This is a genomic window from Pseudomonas sp. 3JA (genome assembly GCF_036961705.1).
GTDB lineage: Bacteria > Pseudomonadota > Gammaproteobacteria > Pseudomonadales > Pseudomonadaceae > Aquipseudomonas > Aquipseudomonas fluorescens_Q.
In genome coordinates, this window is record NZ_JBAMDJ010000002.1 from 96650 (window position 1) to 112151 (window position 15502).

Consider the following 15502-nt stretch of genomic DNA (forward strand, 5'->3'; position numbering starts at 1 on the left):
CTGGCCATGACACGCAAAATCAGATGTGCCTTGATCGGTCCCGGCAACATCGGCACCGACCTGCTTTACAAGCTGCAACGCAGCGACGTACTGGAACCGGTCTGGATGGTGGGCATCGACCCCAACTCCGATGGTTTGAAGCGCGCTCAGGAGATGGGGCTCAAGACCACCGCCGAGGGCGTTGATGGGTTGCTACCCCACATCAAGGCCGACAACATCCAGATTGCCTTCGACGCTACTTCAGCCTACGTCCACGCCGAGAACTCGCGAAAGCTCAATGAACTGGGCGTGTTGATGATTGACCTGACCCCCGCCGCCATCGGTCCTTACTGCGTACCGGCGGTCAATCTGGCCGAACACCTTGGCAAGCAGATCATGAACGTCAACATGGTGACCTGTGGCGGGCAAGCAACCATTCCCATGGTCAACGCGGTGTCGCGCGTGCAGCCGGTGAGCTACGGCGAGATCGTCGCGACAGTCTCTTCACGCTCGGTCGGCCCGGGGACACGCAAGAACATCGATGAGTTCACCCGTACAACTGCTGGTGCTGTGGTCAAGATCGGGGGAGCGAAGGAAGGCAAGGCAATCATCGTGATCAACCCTGCCGAACCACCTCTGATCATGCGCGACACCATCCATTGCCTGACCGAAACCGAGCCTGACCGTGACGCGATCACACGATCGGTGCACGCCATGATCAAGGAAGTGCAGAAGTACGTGCCCGGCTACATCCTGAAAAATGGACCGGTGTTTGATGGCAACCGAGTCTCGATCTTCATGGAGGTGGAAGGCCTCGGCGACTACTTGCCCAAGTACGCCGGCAACCTGGACATTATGACGGCTGCGGCTGCTCGCACTGCCGAAATGTTCGCCCAACACATGCTGAAGTCTTAACCCTTCTTGAAGAGAAAATGCCATGACCGACTTACGCGGCAAGGAAATCAAACTGCATGACATGTCATTGCGCGACGGCATGCACCCCAAACGCCACCAGATCACGCTCAAGGAAATGATCGACGTTGCCACAGGCTTGGATGACGCCGGTGTACAACTGATCGAGGTAACACACGGCGACGGTCTGGGAGGCACTTCTGTCAACTACGGCTTTCCGGCGCACAGCGACGAGGAATACCTTCGGGCTGTGATTCCAAAGATGAGGCAAGCCAAGGTCTCAGCCCTGCTGTTGCCCGGCATCGGAACTGTCGACCATCTGCAGATGGCCTATGAATGCGGTGTCCACACGATCCGAGTCGCGACGCATTGCACCGAAGCCGACGTATCCGAGCAACACATTCAGTACGGCCGTAAGCTGGGTATGGATACCGTCGGTTTTTTGATGATGGCCCATATGCTCGATGCCGAAAGCCTGGTGAAACAGGCCAAGCTGATGGAGAGCTATGGGGCTAACTGTTTGTACGTAACCGACTCCGCCGGTTACATGCTTCCAGAGGATGTTCGCGTTCGTATCGATGCTGTCCGCCAGGCGCTCGATCCGCAAACCGAATTGGGTTTCCATGGCCATCACAATCTGGGCATGGGCATCGCCAACTCGCTTGCGGCGATCGAAGCAGGAGCGAGTCGCATCGATGGTTCTGCCGCAGGCCTCGGCGCCGGTGCCGGCAACACACCTCTGGAAGTTTTCAACGCTGTGTGCGATCGCATGGGCATCATCACCGGGGTCGATGTCTTCAAACTCGCCGATGTCGCCGAGGAGCGGGTATTCCCGATGATGGAGCATATTGTCCGGGTTGACCGTGACTCGCTGATGCTGGGGTACGCCGGCGTTTACTCCTCCTTCCTGCTATTCGCCAAACGTGCTGCTAGCAAATACGGCGTACCGTCCTATGAAATCCTGCTCGAACTGGGTCGGCGCAAGACCGTCGGCGGCCAGGAAGACATGATTGAAGACCTTGCCCTGGATATGGCTCGCGAGCGAGGCCTGATTGTCTGAGCAGTAAAAAACATCATGTAACCCGCGTCATCCTGCCTCCACTTCGGGGGCTTTTTTCTCCTTATATAACGCATCAACGGACTCTACTTTCATACCAACCGTGTACATCTGAATAACCACCTTGATGGCACATAAATGGCAACCGGTGCGTGGTCGTCCACGTGATTCAAAGTGCCCCAAAGAACTACAAAAGTGACAAAGTTAATGCCTTTACAAGGCGAGTTATCGTCCATACAGATCATGCGATTAGCCCTCAGGCATAACACAATTCATTCCACTGAATTTGCTTTATCACCAGAGGAACCGAGACATGATCGACAATGCACAGCGCAATGAACTAAACCAACAACCGAACACCTCACCGCCTCTTGATATCAAGGGGTTTCGCCAGGCTCTAGGAACATTCACCACGGGGGTGACGATAGTCACAGCTCGGGGGAACGATGGATCTCCGGTCGGCGTTACCGCTAACAGCTTCAACTCAGTATCCCTGGACCCGCCGATGGTGTTGTGGAGTCTCGCACGTAAATCGCAAAGCTTGCCAGTCTTTGAAGAGGCCAGTCATTGGGCGGTACATATCCTCGCGCATGACCAGGGGGACCTGTCTTCAAGATTTGCCCGGAGCACCACAGGGGCTGAAAAATTCGACGGCGTCATCTACGAGGATGGCTACGGTGCTGCACCGCTGCTCTCGGGCTGCACGACACGACTGGAGTGCCGTACCGCCAATATCTTCGATGGGGGTGACCACATTATTTTGGTGGGTGAGGTCGTAAAGTTCGAACAGAGTGGTACGCCCCCTCTCGTGTTTCAAAGCGGTAACTATGCCATCGCCACCAGCACGGCTCAGACAGTCCTGCCACCTCCTGGAGAAGATCCGCGTAATGTGAGCGAGACGAGTCCGCTGGGGTATCTGTTGGCCAGCGCTTACCTACATTTCTATGCCAAGGTACGTGAGCAGGCTCGGGCGCTGGAGCTGAACGATATCGAACACCTCATCCTAAGTGCACTGGGCGCCCGTGAAGGTCGTACTTACCGTGAACTGAGTACGCTAGCAACCTACTCCGGTCGCTCCGTAGGCCCTGAATCCATTGATGATCTGGCAGCAAGGGCGTTGATCAGAATTGAAGAAGATCTGGAAGAGTCCGGCCCGTTGCTCAATAGAGATCACACACGTATTTATCTGACTGCAGAAGGCCGAACCATGGTCGAGCAGATGGAGAAGGAAAGCGTTGTAGTGGAAGAGGAGATGATGCGGCAACTGGGAGTGCCCGAAACGATCGCATTACGCACATTGTTGAGCCGCTTCGTCCGAATACACAGCCCACTGATTCCATACCGATGGTTCTAGCAATAATGGACAGCCACTAACTAATCGTGAGTATCTACTCGACACCTTGTGCAGTATTGGAACAGAAAAAGACATCTGCTAACAGGCGTCAGTCGTCCGATTTCGCGGTCCGAGCTAGCAAAATATACACGCATGGTGCTGATAGAACGATCAGATTCCACCGCAGGTCGCGAGTCCAGAGTCGCATCAACTTCAACTTTGCGTCGCGGTAGGGACGGCAGTTACCTGCCGCCCCCACACAGATTCGTACACGTGGAACTACCGCATAAAATGTGCTCAGCCACATTTTATGCGGGGAAACTCGCATGCCCGGTTCTTAGGGGGGTGGACGCGGGGCTACCCGACAATCAGATCCGGCCGCGGGTTCTTGGGCGCTCGAACTGGATGTTCACGGGGGTCGTTACGCCACGGCAAACGTGCGGCGGAGATCATGAGTTTGTCCAATCGGCGTAGCTCAACGGGCATGATCCGTATGCTTACTTGAGGATGTTCTCACACCCCTGCCGACGTAACGGGACCGTTTCACATGATCAGGTACCAGTTTGGCTATACGAAGGTGCGCGTTCATGTCTTATCGAAAACCATCACTTAACAGACTACCTTCTTCGCTTCGTCGAATCTATAGATGGTGCGAAAACGGTTGATGCGTATGTGCGAGAGGCAGCTGTATGCGAGCTAAGCGCCCTTAATGAAAGAGCCATAAATTAAAGGCAAGAAGGAACTGATTTTCGACCAGCTTATGATTTTTAGTATCAAATAGCGAGGGCCTAAAACTCGGGCACTACAGACCTCATCTGGCACTTTTCGTGGCAAAAACTATCAAAATTCGTCATAACACATCAATGAAATACTCAAGAAAGCCATTTAATATGACACCGGAGTGAGCATTTAAATCAGCTGAATAGGGTTCGATATGAATAACAAAAAACTGAAAAAACTGGCAGCCCTGGCTTCATTTTTTCAAGTATTTTACGGTGCTGCCAGCGCGGACCAAAACTCCAATGAAATCTTCATCGAAGCCCCCATAGAAAAAGCTTATAGCTATGTAGCTCAACCGGATCGTTGGCATGAATGGCATCCTGCATCCATCAGCGCTCGTTCTGAAACCCTAAAACCACTTATGAAAGGCGATAAGTTCTCAGAGAAAATCCGCATCTATGGCCAAGAAACGGAGATGAACTATGAGGTAGTGATCGCTTCACCTCCCAACGAACTCAAAACGGTATTTACCTCTCCGCTCATAGATGGAACCATCAATTACAGGCTGAAAAAGACCGGAAACGGCACCCTTTTTCAGAGAACCCTTGAGTACTCACTGGAAAAATACATCATCACTATGAAAGGCGGCATGAACAAGATGTCTGAAACAGCGCTGAAAAACCTGAAAAAAAATCTCGAAGGCGATCTATAAACCGCATTAGAAGGCTAGAGAGAACGCCATGAACAGAATCGTTAAATTCCCATACAGCGTCATTAGTCCCGTGGGCGCTATGGCACTGGCACTGACGTTTGGAGGATGTAGCAGCGCCCCTCAAAAGTCGGCCGATCAAAGCGACGTGAAGACATTTACGGTATCCCTTGCCAATATTCATATTATAGATGCTTATGGTAAACGCCTGATGATTGACTCAGGCAAGCACGGTGACGAACCAACGTTCGTATCGGCTATGAGGGCCGAGGGAATTGATCCGCGCAGCATTGACTATCTGGTTATTACCCATGGACATACGGATCATGCAGGAGGGGCCCGCTATTTCAAGGAACACTTTGGCACCACTCTAATCGCTGGCCGGGACGATCAAAATATGCTGGCTTCCGGGAAGAATGCTTCGCTTTGTCCTACCAACTTGCTTGCAAACTTTCTTAAGCCGTCCATTCAGCAAGAGTCATACCCTCCGGTTTCGGCCGACATATGGGTCAAGGGAGGGTTCGATTTGACTGAGATCGGCATGAAAGGCAGATTTTGTCGATGCCAAGTCATACCCCTGGCTCCCTCGTGGTGCTCATGAATGATAAGGCTTTTGTCGGAGACGTTATTCGCGGCGAACTGCTCAATAAAACCAAACCAGCCAGACATTTTTTTATGTGCGATTTGAAGAGCAATGATCGAGACATTATGAAAGTTCTCGAAAACAGCGAAATTGAAATCTGGTACACAGGACACATGGGACCTGTGTCTACTCCATCAACCAAAGAAAAATTTGAGTCAATCCCGCAGCCTATTACTGACTCACCGCGCAAGTAGCAAAGTTTCAGCCAACTGATAGGTATTTCGATAAATCTGAACAAAATTCTCCTCACTCCCCCCGAGCTGGCCATGTCGATACATAGTCATCATACCTTGGCAGGAGCTGAGCAGCATCATGGCAGTGCGTTCAATATTGATATCTTGTCTGAACAGACCGACGTTATGGCACTCGCGAACACGATCGAGCAAAATCTGGAATGTCCCTCGACGTAGTTGTGAAAGTTGCCTCAGAATGTCTTCGCTCACCTGCGGCTTGTGACTTAGAAAAAAAATTCCGTAGTGGCTGGGTTGCTCCATGCCGAATGCCAGAAAAGCCTCGGAACACAGCTGTAACCGATGTAAAGGGTTATCGCCCATGAGGGATTTACTCATATATCGGGAGAACGTTTCTACACCCTCCAAAAATATCTCGCCGAGCAGTTCCTCCTTGTTTTTAAAATGCCAATAGATGGCCGCAGGCGTCACCCCAATCGAGGTGGCGAGTTTACGCATCGACAATCCTTTCTCCCCTGTCTCGAGGAACAGCGAACGCGCTTCGTTGAGAATTAACGCTTTCTGATCGTGCTTGGACAATTCTGACCCCAACAGATGATACAACTTCGGGCGATAGAGTAACGCGTGCGACAGCGAATCCCCAACAGTCCTATGGCTCTATGTCCTCATACAGACCTTTTCCAGCGGCCGGGGGTTTTTCCCGTCCAGCGTTGAAATGCTCGGCAAAAACTGGCTGCATCTGCATAACCTATGGATTCTGCGGTGTGCTGAAGGTCCATTTTCGATTCGCTCAACAGTCGTTTAGCAATGCGCATTTTGACTTGGTCGTTGAGCAACCTGAAACTCTGCCCCTCATCGACCAGACGTCGATGTAAAGTTCTCTCGGACACCCCTAAAAGACGAGCGACCTCCTTACCCGTCAACAGTGAAGCCGCATGCTCAATTAGAACCATCTGCACCCGCCGTGTGGTTGGCAGGTTCTCGGGCGTCAGCTCCGCCTGATCAATCAAACGACCACACAGTACTTCCCCCTGAAAGCGCGCTGCATGATTGGCCTGAGGCAGCACACATTTCAGGTCCGCATGGGTAAATAAAACGCCGTTATGGTCACTACTGAAGGTTACCGGGACAGGCAACCCCTGGTAACCCGACAGCCTTCCCCCCGGCCTGTCGTAGCGAACTTGAATGCTCAACGGCACGACCTCTCTCTGCATCAGTTCGCACGTGATGTGTATAACAGCACTAAGGCCACGCTCCACGACAAAGCAACTGGCATCACGGGGTAATACCAAATCATCAAAAATCACCCATAAACCACGCGGGTCAGGCGTGGTCTTGACCGGGCAAATGGTCAAGGCCAGCGATTGAAAGCGATCAAACGCCACCAATGCACTCAACAGTGTTTCGCTTGCAAGCATCGTGAAGCCAAGTAACCCTAACGAGGTCAGATGGTACTGACGCCCCGCGACGAAGCCGAGTCCGGGCCGTCCGATCCGCTGAGTCAGGTTTCGAATAACGGCAAGCTCCTGCCAGGCTTCGATAGTGCCATCGGATCTGGCCAACTCAGCCACTTCAATTGCACTTCCTAAAAGGCAGTGCTCGATGGGCAGTTCGTTTTCCCTCGCCGTCTCAAGGAGATAGCGTACTCCGGAGTAACTACGCTTCTGTCGCCAATCCATTCGCCAACCCCAAAAGCAGACACTGAGAAATCCCTCAGGTCTCGAGGATCATCGAAACCTGCCCTCACTTGCTTCAAAGAAATCGCTCGCGCAAGGACTGCTTATGAATCTTGCCTGTCGCTCCCAGCGGCATCTCTTCAATCACTTCAAGACGATCCGGCAACCACCAATTAGGGACATAACTCTGCAGGTGCTTGCAAATTGTATCAAGATCAATGGTGCAGCCTTCCTTGAGCGTCAGAATCAGCAGCGGGCGCTCAGTCCATTTGACATCGGGTATGGCGATGACGGCCGCTTGAGCTACGGCTGCATGGCTCTGGGCCGCCAGCTCCAATTCCAGAGAACTGATCCACTCACCGCCAGACTTGATCGCATCTTTCGAACGATCGGTGAGTTTTAGAAACCCGCGCCTGTCCGTGTGAGCAATGTCCCCCGTTGAAAACCAGCCATCGGTGGTACAGACGGTTTCATCCTGCCTGAAATACTGACTGGCAGCCCAATGACCGCGAACCTGAAGATGTCCGACGCTGGTGCCATCCCAGGCCAGCGTTTGCTCGCTATCGTCGACAATACGCCAATCCACGCCCCGTATGCCTCGACCTTGCTTGAGTTTCTCCTGCAACAAATCCTCATCACCTTGGCTCCCTGAGTCCGGCAAGGGCTTGTTCACTACGCCGATAGGACTCAACTCGGTCATGCCCCAGGCGTGTACCACGGTGACGCCCACGGTCTCGAAGCGTTGCAGCAGCGACTTATCCAGGGCAGATCCACCGATGAAAACTTCGCGCAGATCATTGAGCCTTAGTTGGCGCTCGTCCAGATGGTTCAGTACGCTCTGCCAAATGGTGGGCACGCCAAATGCAAACGTCACTTTCTCTTTTTCCAACAATGTGCAAAGGCTCGAACCGTCTAAACCATTGCCTGGCATGACCAATCTGGCACCGGTTAGCAACGCTGCGTACGGCACTCCCCGACATTGACGTGGAACATAGGCACCATGGGGATCACCACGGAACGCGCCGACAATGCCGCGCAATCTGGAAGCGCCGCGACGAGCGCATGCAGAACGCTGGATCGGTGACTGTAGAGCACGCCTTTGGGATTACCTGTAGTGCCCGACGTGTAGCATAACGAACAAGCCATTCGCTCATCCAGCTCCGGCCAAACCAGCCCATCACTCAGGGCATCCAGCAGTTCTTCATAGGACATACAGCCCACGGGCATGGCCTTGGACAGGTCGGTCTCGGTGCCCAAAGTAACCCAGTGCATCAACCCGGCCCTCACGCCTGCAAGCTTTCGACCAAGGGTTCCAAGTCAATATCAAAGAACAACAGCGAGTCTTCAGCATGTTCAATAATGTACGTCAGCTGTTCTGTATGCAGACGCGGGTTGATGGTGTGACAAACGACGCAGCTACCCGCACAGGCATAATAAAGCCTTAGATGGTGATGGGTATTCCAAGCCAGCGTCGCTACCCGATCACCAGGTTTAACACCTAGCGCCCATAGCGCATTGGCCAATTTCCGGGTGCGTCGTGCGAGTTCTCTATACCGCTGATAGACGAGTGTGCCATCGCTCAACCGACTGACAACCTCCTGCTCGGGGTGAAAGCGCTCGGCATGCTCAAGAAAGCTACCGACCAATAGGGGTTTATCCATCATCAAACCAAGCATCTTGGTACTCTCCTTTACCGCTCAACTCTTTGATCAAGGTTCAGCCCAGCACTTCTAGAAACAGCTGTTGGTAGTCTTGCACACCGGGTTTTCTGGGGTTCGTCGTGGTGTTTAGATCGGCCATGGCGTGGTCGGTCAAATCGTCCAGGTGGACATCGCTGACGCCCATTTGCTTGAGATTGATAGGTAGTCCAAGGCTTTGGTTGAGATCGCTGATGAAGTCTGCGAGATCGGTGTTGGGAGCCAGCCCCATGGCCCGCCTAAGTCGCATGTACTTGTCGCCTGCATGGGCATGATTGAAACGTAAAATGGCCGGCAATATCACAGCGTTCAGCGTGCCGTGATGCAGGTTGAGTTCGTGAATACGCCCAACGGCGTGACTCATCGCGTGCACTGCGCCGAGGCCTTTGATAAACGACAACGCCCCTTCGGAAGAAGCCATCATCATGTGCCAGCGAGCATCTGCATCCTGACCGTCACGCACCGCACGCAGTAGGTTCCCCTCACCGATTGCCCGCTCCAGCCCATCAAGACCGACCGCTTCCGCCGGCGGATTGATGATGGGCGAGAGCACGGCCTCGATACAGTGGGTGACGGCATCCATACCCGTGGCTGCGGTCAGCCCAGCCGGAAGCCCAAGCGTCAACTGTGGGTCGCAGATAGCCAGGCGAGGTAAGAGTAAATCACTGACGAGGGTCAGCTTGCGACCGTCCTCACAGATGATGACGCTGGCCACGCTCGCCTCCGAGCCCGTACCCGCCGTGGTGGGGATGGCAATCAGGGGAGCTACATCGCGAATCTTGCCCCTGCCGCCTTGTGTGGCAGCGTATTGGGCCAGAGGGCCGGGCTGACGCGCCAACAAAGCGACCGCCTTGCCCAGGTCCATCGGTGATCCTCCACCGATACAGATAATGCTGTCACAATCAGCAACGCGATAAACCTCCAGCGCCTGCAACACCGCCGACTCGGTTGGGTTCGACGGCACCTCACTGAAAAGCACGAACGGCACGTTATCTGGCAACTGCTCACGCAAAGTTTGCACTATCGGCCCCTTCGCCAGGTTGGGACCACTGACAATCAAAGGGCGCTGCATCTGCAGTCGTTGCATCCCCTTGGCCAGATGCTTGATAGCGCCATGATCAAAGTGAATCTGGGCAAGGTAATTGAGCGTTGCCATGGGTGACTCCTCTACGACGATAAAAGATCGGTTCTGGCTACCTTGATCAGGGCCTGATAGATCTTGCTGAGCATGCGTTGGGCCTGCTCTTCGGAGACCCCGATCGGCTCGTATCGGGCTGTAAAGACAACTTCACATTGATAGTCATCGCCCATAATCTGCAAAGTCGCCCGGTAATGCTCAAACGGCATGGAGCCGCGCTGCGTCATGACGTAGGTCAGGGCGAGCACTGCGTCACCTCCAGACACTCGACCAGCACGCTCCCACCGGGCATGTACAAATGTCGGCAACTGCCTGGCCCCTCGCCGACCATCGCGACCCTTTGCGCCAGTCCCGCCCGTTCTATGGCCGCAAAATCGCGCATTACCTGCCAGGCCCTTTGGGCGCTAGCCTCTACGGTCTCGTCGTATCTGAAGTGCATAATTAACCACTTAACTTAACAGGCGTTAATTTTTTTAAAGCAAGATCTATTCGCTATAAACCCAAGAATCAAGCACGCCACGTTCAAAAATACATTACAGAAAAAAGCATATGGACACCAGACATAAACACCCGTTAAGTTAGATGGCGAGCGAACAGTGCTCCACCGCCCGCACGCATGAAGGGCCGTCATCGCACCGTACTCATAACAAACATCGAGCGGGAGACATCTCATGAAAACAGTCGGCAACGCCTATCGCAAAGCCGTTGGCATCTCGGGCGAGTTTGACGCCATCGTCATTGGTTCAGGCATGGGTGGCCTGAGCGCAGCCTCCATTCTTGCCCAACAGGGCAAACGAGTCTTGGTGCTCGAACAGCACAACGTGATCGGCGGTATGACACATGCGTACACCCGTAAAGGCTATCGCTGGACCGTAGGCATGCACTACATCGGGGATGTGGGCTCAAAACAGTCTGCTGGCTGGAAGCTTTTTAACTATGTCACCGGCGGTGGCCTGGAATGGAAACCCATGCCGAACGTTTTCAACCGTATGGCAATCGGTGATCGCTATTATGAAATACCCACCGGGCCAGAGGCATACAGCAATCTGCTCAAGGAGCATTTCCCCCACGAAGCAGATGGCATCGACCAATACATAAACCTGGTCGTCAAGGTTGCCAAAAGTTCAGCTGGCTACTTTGCCCAGAAGGCAATGTCAATCAACGCAACGGACTCCGTTTACGACGCAATGTGTGCCACTTTCCACAGCTACTCGGACCGCCTCACGCTCGACGTCCTTTCCGAGCTGATTACCGACCCAGAGCTGATTGCGGTTATCTGTGCCAACTATGGCGATTACAGTCTGGAACCCACCAGAAGTTCGTTCGCGATGCACTGCATGCTGGCCAAACATTATCTCAATGGCGCCTTCTATCCCGTGGGGGGCGGAATGACATTTTCCAGATTGATGGCGCCGCTCATCGAGCGCGCGGGTGGGACGCTCTTGCACGGCGCCGAGGTCACCGAAATACTCGTTGAAGATGGGATTGCCCAAGGTGTTCGTCTCAGCTCCGGAGACGAGATACGCTGCCCGGTGATCGTCAGCAACGCAGGTGTACGGAACACTTTTTCTCGACTGCTGCCACAACAGGTCAGCCAGGATGCCGGTCTTGACCGACTCCTGGAAAATGTCATCGAGACGTATGCCGTGGTCGGCATCAATATCGGTTTCAATCGATCAGCAGAAGAAATCGGCTTCACGCCGGCGAACATCTGGTCACACGCGACAAACGATTTCCAGGCCAACTTGGAAGCGCACCGAAAAGACTTCAACGCCCCCTTCCCCTGGTACTTCATCACCTTCCCGTCCGCCAAGGACGCTTCCTGGCATGAAGAGTTCCCCAACAAGGCCACTGTCGAGATGTATGCTTACACGGACTATAAACATTTTAAACAGTGGGAGGACACCCGCTGGATGAAGCGCGGCGATGATTACCTTGCACTCAAAGAGCAGATCGGCAAACGGTTGCTGGCCGAACTCTTTCGCCACGTTCCCCAGGCTCGGGAAGCACTGGATTACTTTGAAGTATCCACGCCATTGAGTTACGAGACGTTTGCCAAACGTGAGCATGGCGGGTTCATGGGAATCGAATCGTCCCCCCAGCGTTTCAGACAACATTGGCTGCGGGCGCACACCCTTATCAAGGGGCTCTATCTCACTGGACAGGACGTAGCGACTGATGGGGTCATTGGCGCCCTTGTCGGCGGTGTGCTGTGTGCGTCTGCAGTAATTGGCAAAGATCTGATGTCTCACATCCGATCGTCGTAAGCCCCTGGCTAGCAATAGCCCTACTGCCCTGCCGCAATATATATCTTTGCAGCGTCTCATGGCTTATATGGCAGAGCTACATTAGTGCCGTCTAAACGTTCATGTCGAAACGGCATTAATGTTGAACATTCGCGTCATCGTGCAAACCGCTTATAATGCGCCTGGCAGGCAACGTTCCTATTTAACAGCGCGCGACCGATTCTGATCGACCCCGCAACCTGCCACCGACGGTGAGCGATTTGCGAAGCGCTATAGACAGCCCACTCAACTTCACCCAGATTGTTGCACTGCCCCCCCCCAGCGCGCAACCAAGCAAGACGCGGTCTTTTGTGGCCGGCGAGAGCACAGCCGCACTGGCAATGGCTGTTCTCGGGCTCGTAATGGAGTAGAGTTCGTGCAAACCCCGGCGGCAAGTCGGGGCATTCAGTTTTTTGCCGAACGCAGTCTAAGCGGGAATAAATTTCAATGCGCCAAGTTAGACACCGTATACCCCAATCCGATATCGAAGTCATCCGTAGAAGACCATCGATAACCGCCTTAAGATCACCAACCAGTTAGTCCTGCTGGCAGCACTATGTCGTCCTTAGCTATCCAACACCCGTTGCAAATAAATCGCCAACTCGGTTGCAAACCGCCGCTCGGGCGTCTCGAAATCGATGTCAAACAGCTCTTGAATTCGCGCCAATCGATACCGTAGCGTGGTCACGTGCACGCCCATCGCGTCCGCGCAGGCCTGGCTGCGGCAGTTTTCACGCAGGTACGCGGTGAGGGTTTCCAGATACGGTGTCTGGTGTTTGCGATCATGTTCCAACATGGCACCGACGCTTTCGTTGACGAAGGTGCGGATATCCTCCCCCCCCACTGCTGCGACGAAGATCGGAATGGGGCCGAAGTCCTGGTCGGAAATCGGTCCGCTGCGGCCTAAGGAATGGGCTATGTCGATTAGACGGCAGCAGCGTTCCCACGCAGCCGGATAATCCGCCAGCACCCGGCACACGCCGCTGGCCAGCAGGATCGGCTCGGCGCCCAGGTAGTGCGCCAGGTCATCCGCGATCTGCCGCTTGATCTTGGTCAAGCGCTCGCCTTCCGCCGGCACCAGGCATACCAGGCCGTTGTCGACGATGATTACCGTGGCCTGCATCCCCGCCCGTTGCAGGATGCGGGCGACGTTGTGGTGCAGGTTCTTCGCCTCCCGGGCCTTGGCGCCATAGTCGACAATAATCATCTGCTGCGGGGTGTTGAAACTGATCCCCAGGCGTTGGGCCCGCTGCTGGATATCATCGGCGTCGCGCCAGCGGCCTTCGAGCACTTCGAACAACAACTCGGTCTGGGTGCGGGTTTCAAACCGAAAGCGGATAAAACTGCGCATCATCTGCACGCTCAAGGCGAACTTGGCGCTTTCCAGCATCAGCAAATCCAGCTCGTTGACCGGCACCGCCACCGGGAACAACACCAGCGCGCCCACCAGTTCGTGGTCGACCATCAACGGTTCGATCTGCGCCCGCAACGTAAACTGGCGCTGACCATCGTCAAGGAACAGGTTGACCGTGTTGCGCAGGGCGCTGCGCAAGCTTTCCTGGGCAGCCTTGGTAATCTGCACGCTGAGCACCCCGGCGACCGCCGCCTGCCAGGCGTTGTCATCAAACAGCGCGGTGTCCGGCGAGCGCCCCGCCACCACCTGGTTGGCGGTGAAGTCCACGGCGATCACCGGGTTGGGCAACTGGTCGCCCACCATCAACGATAACGACGTCACCGAACCGCCGCCCAACACGTGTTCCAGCATCGTGGTGTGCACCTTCAAGGCCTGCTGCATGCGCTCGGCGGCGCGGCGCTCGGCTTCCAGCTGGCGCTGGCGCTCCACCGCGATGGCGCCCAGGTGGATGATCATGCCGAGGAACACCCGGTCTTCTTCCGACACGTCCATCAGCGTGCGGGAAATCACGCTGAGCACCATGGGCCGGCCATCGAAGTCGGTGCAGTTCATCGGCATCACCATCACCGTGCGGTAATCGCGCTCCAGGGATTCGCGGCGGTAGCCGGGGTACTCGCATTCGCGCACGTCGCGGATGAATACCGCCTCGTTGCGTTGCAGGGCGGTCATCACCGGGCTGGACGACAGCTCCCAGCAATCCACCAGTGGGCGCTGCACCAGGGTCGGGTCGTGGCGGGCGATGACGTGGCCGAAGCCGGCGTCCATGTCGATGGCCATGATCGAGCTCATGGTCCAGTGGGTGTGGCGGCAACTGGCGTACACCAGCTGGTGCAGCATCGACTGCAAGTCACCGCCGGAGTTGATCTGACTGGCCACATCCCGCAACGACAGTATCTGCATTTCTCGATTCAAGGCGCTCACCCGAACATGGAGGTCACGGCAGCCACGTTGCCTGCCAGGCCCGCCTGATACTTGCGCCGGTTCAGAGCAATGTCCAGTGGATTTGTACTCTGCAACCACGGAAGACGTTGTTCACCGATGCTCCTAGCCTAAGGCCACAACCAACAGCCACAAGGGCGACGAGTCATCATGAATCTGGAAAATCTGGGCGTCAGGAAGTACTGCACCTTTATCGAAGAAACCCTTATCGAAGGCGGCAAGGACGCCGGCAAACCCATCACCCTGATCGTGGTTGCCGCGGTGTTGAAAAACCCTTGGGCCGACCAGGGCTTCGTTGAAAACCTGCGCCCGGAAATCCTGCGCCTGGCCCCGGGCCTGGGTTATGAAATGACCCGCCGCCTGATCTCCCTGATGCCCGGCGGCAAGGTCGAAGCCTTCGGCAAGGCCGCGGCGGTGGGGGTCAACGGTGAAATCGAGCACGCCTCGGGCCTGATCCACACCCTGCGCTTCGGCAACCTGTTTCGCGAAGCCGTGGAAGGCACCGCCTACCTGAGCTTCACCAACACCCGTAACGCCCCCGGCGCCCTGCTCTCGCTGCCGATGGTGCACAAGAGCGAAACCGGCAAGCGCTCACACTTTCTCACCGCCAACTTCCAGATCGCCGATGCGCCGGGCCCCGACGAAGTGCTGATCGCTATCGGCGCCAGCGACGGCTCCCGTGCGCACCCACGGATTGCTGATCGCTACCAGGATATGGCGGAGATGGAAGCGGAACTGCCTAAGGACTGACGCCTCGCTGCCAATCCGAGCAAAACTTTCATCCATGTTCCTCCTAATCGACGCAAGCC

The 15502-nt window shown here is 55.0% G+C and carries 16 protein-coding genes; 8 read left to right on the forward strand and 8 right to left on the reverse strand.

The features are described 5' to 3' along the window. The first annotated feature begins 6 nt into the window (after positions 1–6). The 6 genes from V7773_RS01990 (at position 7) to V7773_RS02015 (ending at position 5547) form a co-directional block, all read left to right on the forward strand. On the forward strand, positions 7–894 hold the full coding sequence (locus V7773_RS01990; RefSeq protein ID WP_079443416.1) for an acetaldehyde dehydrogenase (acetylating): 888 nt from the start codon (positions 7–9) through the stop codon (positions 892–894). 22 nt (positions 895–916) lie between these two features. Beyond that, positions 917–1951 carry a 4-hydroxy-2-oxovalerate aldolase gene (gene dmpG, locus V7773_RS01995; RefSeq protein ID WP_079443415.1) on the forward strand — a complete coding sequence of 345 codons (1035 nt, stop codon included), beginning with the start codon at positions 917–919 and terminating at the stop codon, positions 1949–1951. 310 nt (positions 1952–2261) lie between these two features. After that, positions 2262–3302 (forward strand): flavin reductase family protein, encoded by a 1041-nt coding sequence (locus V7773_RS02000; RefSeq protein ID WP_079443414.1) that lies wholly within the window; start codon positions 2262–2264, stop codon positions 3300–3302. Positions 3303–4215: 913 nt separating this feature from the next. Beyond that, positions 4216–4713 (forward strand): SRPBCC family protein, encoded by a 498-nt coding sequence (locus V7773_RS02005; protein ID WP_079443412.1) that lies wholly within the window; start codon positions 4216–4218, stop codon positions 4711–4713. Positions 4714–4741: 28 nt separating this feature from the next. Then, positions 4742–5311, forward strand: coding sequence for an MBL fold metallo-hydrolase (locus V7773_RS02010; RefSeq protein WP_336072069.1), 570 nt, complete (start codon positions 4742–4744; stop codon positions 5309–5311). Further along, positions 5308–5547: a hypothetical protein gene (locus V7773_RS02015; RefSeq protein WP_336072070.1), complete on the forward strand. Its 240-nt coding sequence runs from the start codon at positions 5308–5310 to the stop codon at positions 5545–5547. The genes V7773_RS02010 and V7773_RS02015 overlap by 4 nt, the downstream gene beginning before the upstream one ends. On the opposite strand, the gene V7773_RS02020 is transcribed toward V7773_RS02015, so the two are convergent. The 7 genes from V7773_RS02020 to V7773_RS02050 form a co-directional block, all read right to left on the reverse strand. Further along, the gene (locus V7773_RS02020; RefSeq protein ID WP_336072072.1) at positions 5533–6123 is read right to left on the reverse strand and encodes a TetR/AcrR family transcriptional regulator; all 591 of its coding nucleotides are present in this window, start codon (positions 6121–6123) and stop codon (positions 5533–5535) included. The genes V7773_RS02015 and V7773_RS02020 overlap by 15 nt on opposite strands. An 86-nt stretch (positions 6124–6209) precedes the next feature. Then, positions 6210–7223 (reverse strand): AraC family transcriptional regulator, encoded by a 1014-nt coding sequence (locus V7773_RS02025; protein WP_336072073.1) that lies wholly within the window; start codon positions 7221–7223, stop codon positions 6210–6212. Positions 7224–7296: 73 nt separating this feature from the next. Next, a complete protein-coding gene (locus V7773_RS02030; protein WP_336072074.1) occupies positions 7297–8151 on the reverse strand; it encodes an AMP-binding protein in 855 nt (284 codons plus the stop codon). Positions 8152–8168: 17 nt separating this feature from the next. Continuing rightward, a complete protein-coding gene (locus tag V7773_RS02035) occupies positions 8169–8492 on the reverse strand; it encodes an AMP-binding protein (RefSeq protein WP_336072075.1) in 324 nt (107 codons plus the stop codon). Between the two features lie 11 nt (positions 8493–8503). Continuing rightward, complete coding sequence (locus tag V7773_RS02040) at positions 8504–8896, reverse strand: AMP-binding protein (protein ID WP_336072076.1); 393 nt, start codon at positions 8894–8896, stop codon at positions 8504–8506. Between the two features lie 40 nt (positions 8897–8936). Next, a complete protein-coding gene (locus V7773_RS02045) occupies positions 8937–10073 on the reverse strand; it encodes an iron-containing alcohol dehydrogenase (protein ID WP_336072077.1) in 1137 nt (378 codons plus the stop codon). An 11-nt stretch (positions 10074–10084) separates the two neighbouring features. Then, on the reverse strand, positions 10085–10303 hold the full coding sequence (locus V7773_RS02050; RefSeq protein WP_336072078.1) for a hypothetical protein: 219 nt from the start codon (positions 10301–10303) through the stop codon (positions 10085–10087). A 423-nt stretch (positions 10304–10726) separates the two neighbouring features. Between V7773_RS02050 and V7773_RS02055 the strand changes: the two genes are divergently transcribed. Next, positions 10727–12322 (forward strand): phytoene desaturase family protein, encoded by a 1596-nt coding sequence (locus tag V7773_RS02055; protein ID WP_336072079.1) that lies wholly within the window; start codon positions 10727–10729, stop codon positions 12320–12322. Between the two features lie 583 nt (positions 12323–12905). On the opposite strand, the gene V7773_RS02060 is transcribed toward V7773_RS02055, so the two are convergent. After that, on the reverse strand, positions 12906–14654 hold the full coding sequence (locus tag V7773_RS02060) for a helix-turn-helix domain-containing protein (RefSeq protein ID WP_336072081.1): 1749 nt from the start codon (positions 14652–14654) through the stop codon (positions 12906–12908). A gap of 189 nt (positions 14655–14843) precedes the next feature. Here V7773_RS02060 and V7773_RS02065 point away from each other — a divergent pair, with 189 nt between their 5' ends. Next, the gene (locus V7773_RS02065) at positions 14844–15443 is read left to right on the forward strand and encodes an amino acid synthesis family protein (RefSeq protein WP_336072082.1); all 600 of its coding nucleotides are present in this window, start codon (positions 14844–14846) and stop codon (positions 15441–15443) included. Positions 15444–15502 lie beyond the last annotated feature (59 nt).

What these genes read in the sequence shown, in the direction of transcription:
- V7773_RS01990 (WP_079443416.1), top strand. Translation starts at nt 7, where the DNA reads ATGACACGCAAAATCAGATGTGCCTTGATCGGTCCCGGCAACATCGGC.
- dmpG (WP_079443415.1), top strand. Translation starts at nt 917, where the DNA reads ATGACCGACTTACGCGGCAAGGAAATCAAACTGCATGACATGTCATTG.
- V7773_RS02000 (WP_079443414.1), top strand. Translation starts at nt 2,262, where the DNA reads ATGATCGACAATGCACAGCGCAATGAACTAAACCAACAACCGAACACC.
- V7773_RS02005 (WP_079443412.1), top strand. Translation starts at nt 4,216, where the DNA reads ATGAATAACAAAAAACTGAAAAAACTGGCAGCCCTGGCTTCATTTTTT.
- V7773_RS02010 (WP_336072069.1), top strand. Translation starts at nt 4,742, where the DNA reads ATGAACAGAATCGTTAAATTCCCATACAGCGTCATTAGTCCCGTGGGC.
- V7773_RS02015 (WP_336072070.1), top strand. Translation starts at nt 5,308, where the DNA reads ATGAATGATAAGGCTTTTGTCGGAGACGTTATTCGCGGCGAACTGCTC.
- V7773_RS02025 (WP_336072073.1), bottom strand. Translation starts at nt 7,223, where the DNA reads ATGGATTGGCGACAGAAGCGTAGTTACTCCGGAGTACGCTATCTCCTT.
- V7773_RS02030 (WP_336072074.1), bottom strand. Translation starts at nt 8,151, where the DNA reads ATGCCAGGCAATGGTTTAGACGGTTCGAGCCTTTGCACATTGTTGGAA.
- V7773_RS02035 (WP_336072075.1), bottom strand. Translation starts at nt 8,492, where the DNA reads ATGCACTGGGTTACTTTGGGCACCGAGACCGACCTGTCCAAGGCCATG.
- V7773_RS02040 (WP_336072076.1), bottom strand. Translation starts at nt 8,896, where the DNA reads ATGCTTGGTTTGATGATGGATAAACCCCTATTGGTCGGTAGCTTTCTT.
- V7773_RS02045 (WP_336072077.1), bottom strand. Translation starts at nt 10,073, where the DNA reads ATGGCAACGCTCAATTACCTTGCCCAGATTCACTTTGATCATGGCGCT.
- V7773_RS02055 (WP_336072079.1), top strand. Translation starts at nt 10,727, where the DNA reads ATGAAAACAGTCGGCAACGCCTATCGCAAAGCCGTTGGCATCTCGGGC.
- V7773_RS02060 (WP_336072081.1), bottom strand. Translation starts at nt 14,654, where the DNA reads ATGCAGATACTGTCGTTGCGGGATGTGGCCAGTCAGATCAACTCCGGC.
- V7773_RS02065 (WP_336072082.1), top strand. Translation starts at nt 14,844, where the DNA reads ATGAATCTGGAAAATCTGGGCGTCAGGAAGTACTGCACCTTTATCGAA.